Raw genomic sequence first — 2,506 nt, 5'->3', positions numbered from 1 at the left:
ACGGACGTGTCTGTGGCACGCCGAGCACCTGAGGAGCGGAGAGAACCTGGGGCGCGCAGTGAACCCAGTGCACCGAACAGGCTTCCGCGCGGTCCCGCCGCGAGCAGCACGAGGCGGGTGGGCACCTCGATCTCGGCCAGGGCGCGCACTGCGTCCTCGACGGCTGCGCGCTCGCTCTCGGCGGCTGCGACCACGACCACCGCGAGCGCCAGTTCGTCGGTCGGGACCGACTGCCACCAGCGGTCGGTCAACGCGGCCCGCGTGATCCGGTCCGCGGCGGCACCGGTGAAGCTCCGCGGGTCCGACTGCACTCCGGCGCCCGCGAGGATCAGGATCGACTCACTCAGGGAGGCACGCTGATTCACCATGACGGTGGTGTCCAGCGGCAGGCCGAGGGCGTCGGTGTGTTCGATCTGCAGTGCGGTCCGGTAGCGGCGGGACAGCCGCCGCGCCCATTCCGGGCTGTTGGTGGTGCCGCGGCGACCGCTCAGCGCCACCAGGGCCTCGGCGGCGGCGAGGAACAACGCGAGGAACGCGACCATCGCCTCGGCGGCCGGCTTCGGTGACACCTTCTCGCCGCTGCTGTTCGGCGACGCCAGCAGTTGCAGCTGGGTACTTCCGAAGCTGGCGCGGAGCTGACGCTGTTCGTCGATTCGCGCGTCGATCTCACCCTGCAACGCCGCATACGCCGGGGACTCCGGGTCGAGGCTCGCGAGTTCGGCACGCCGGTCCGCGATGGTCGTGTCGAGCCCGGCCACGCTCGCGTCGACGGCGGCCCGGTTCCGCCCGGACTGCACCCGGTCGAGCGAGGTCACGACGATTCCGGTGAGCTCGTCGGCCTCGGCCTGGGAGTCCGCAGTGGCGTTCACGATCAGCAGTGTGGGCGACGGACCGGGCGAAACCTCGATGTGGCCCTCGACGGTCGCCGCATCCCAGCCCTCACCCATCGCCTCCCCGATGAGCGCGACCACCTCGGAGTCCGAGGACAGTGCGACGTAGGGCGCGGTGAGCTGCCCGAGGTTCGCGTCGCCGCCGTACATCGGGGAGGTGCTGCGGATCTCCGCCACCACCCGGGACTCGTAGACGCCCGGTCCGCTGTCGCGCACGACGAAGACGAGCGCGGCGCCGACCGCTGCGATCAGGAACGCGGGCAGGGCAACGCGAGCGAGATCCCGGAGGTGCCCCAGCAGGTCGAACGATGGGGGAACACCGAGTTCACGACGCAACTGTGCGTCGCGGATGCTTCCTTCTGACACTGGGGACCTCTCCCGCACCGATCCGGACAAACCATGCCAACGCTACGTCGGGCGACGTTCGCCGAATGTTACGTGGCCGGGATCGGCGCGGTACCGGGGATCAGGCGATCCCGACGAGGGTGGACAGCGCCTGCAGACCCTCCGTCACCAGTGCCACCGGGCCGGCCGGCGCCTGCGGAGCAGCAGGTGCCGGCGGCACGGCCGGTGCTGCGCCTCCCGAGGCCGGACTGCTCTGCGACGGCGAGGTCGCGGCAGATTCGCCGGGCACCGTCACGGTGATCGGGGAGACGAACGGCCGTCCCGACGGGCCGAAGATGTTCTCCCACCTTTTGCCCTCGGCGTCCTGGCAACCCCAGAAGACGTCGTAGGTCCCGGGCGTGATGGCACGCGGACCCGCCGAAACCGGACCGTTCTCACCGACGTACGTGGCAGCCGAGGTGCTGGTGTTCGTGATCGAGAAACTCGAGCCTGCCGGCTGGGCATCACGGCGTCCCGACGGCTCCGCCGCGTCCAGAGTGCCCTGCTGGGCGACGACGTAGGTGATGCAAGTGACGCCGAGCGCGACGTCGACGCCGCGGAAATCGAAATCGACCCGCACCGCGCCGGGCTGCGCGGATACCGAGACGTCGGGTGCGCCCGCTGCGGTCGCTGTGGCGGGTGCGAGCACCGCAATCGTCGCGGCTCCCAGCGCTGTCACAGCAGCACTCTTCGCGAACATGGTCATGGGTATGTCCTCCCCTTGCTTCCCTGTGCATGTCGGTGGCCGCACCGCGATTCGCGGTCTCCCTGAACGGCCCACCTGATGGATGGTGCGTACCCACGCTAACGGTCTCGGGGCGGAACAGCCGGGAGGCTCTAGGCGCGCGTCGGCCGGTCCCCGTGCCCGAGATCACGATCGGGATCGACGACGTCACGCACCCGCTGCTTCAGGGTGACGATGTCGGGAAAGCCCCCGTCCCGTTTGCGATCCCACACGAGCTGCGTGTCCGCGGTCACCTGGAAGATTCCACCCGTGCCGGGAATCAGTGCTACCTCACCGAGATCGCAACCGAAGGTGTTCAGGAGTTCCTGCGCCATCCATCCGGCACGCAGCAGCCATTGACACTGCGTGCAGTACGTGATGGTGATCCGCGGTCCCGTCGTCATGTCGCGAGGATATCGACCCGAACGGTCGTTACGCGCGCCGGAAAGGCGAAACCCCGCCGACAGTGGTGGGGGGTCGGCGGGGTCTCTGCAGACCGGTGATGGGG

General features: G+C 69.6%; 3 protein-coding genes. All 3 read right to left on the bottom strand.

The window, feature by feature from the left end; genetic code table 11:
- The coding region (locus M1M07_RS32145) for a hypothetical protein (protein ID WP_248676748.1) at nucleotides 1-1,256 on the bottom strand (1,256 nt) is incomplete at its 3' end.
- Nucleotides 1,257-1,356: 100 nt separating this feature from the next.
- Nucleotides 1,357-1,980, bottom strand: coding sequence for a hypothetical protein (locus M1M07_RS32140; protein WP_197256486.1), 624 nt, complete (start codon nucleotides 1,978-1,980; stop codon nucleotides 1,357-1,359).
- Between the two features lie 131 nt (nucleotides 1,981-2,111).
- Complete coding sequence (locus tag M1M07_RS32135) at nucleotides 2,112-2,402, bottom strand: SelT/SelW/SelH family protein (RefSeq protein ID WP_197256485.1); 291 nt, start codon at nucleotides 2,400-2,402, stop codon at nucleotides 2,112-2,114.
- Nucleotides 2,403-2,506: the final 104 nt, after the last annotated feature.

Source organism: Rhodococcus sp. HM1, from assembly GCF_023218075.1.
Taxonomy (GTDB): Bacteria; Actinomycetota; Actinomycetes; order Mycobacteriales; family Mycobacteriaceae; genus Rhodococcus.
The sequence above is the reverse complement of the archived record's forward strand: the minus strand, read 5'-3'. Positions and strand labels throughout refer to the sequence as shown.

What these genes read in the sequence shown, in the direction of transcription:
- M1M07_RS32140 (WP_197256486.1), bottom strand. Translation starts at nt 1,980, where the DNA reads ATGACCATGTTCGCGAAGAGTGCTGCTGTGACAGCGCTGGGAGCCGCG.
- M1M07_RS32135 (WP_197256485.1), bottom strand. Translation starts at nt 2,402, where the DNA reads ATGACGACGGGACCGCGGATCACCATCACGTACTGCACGCAGTGTCAA.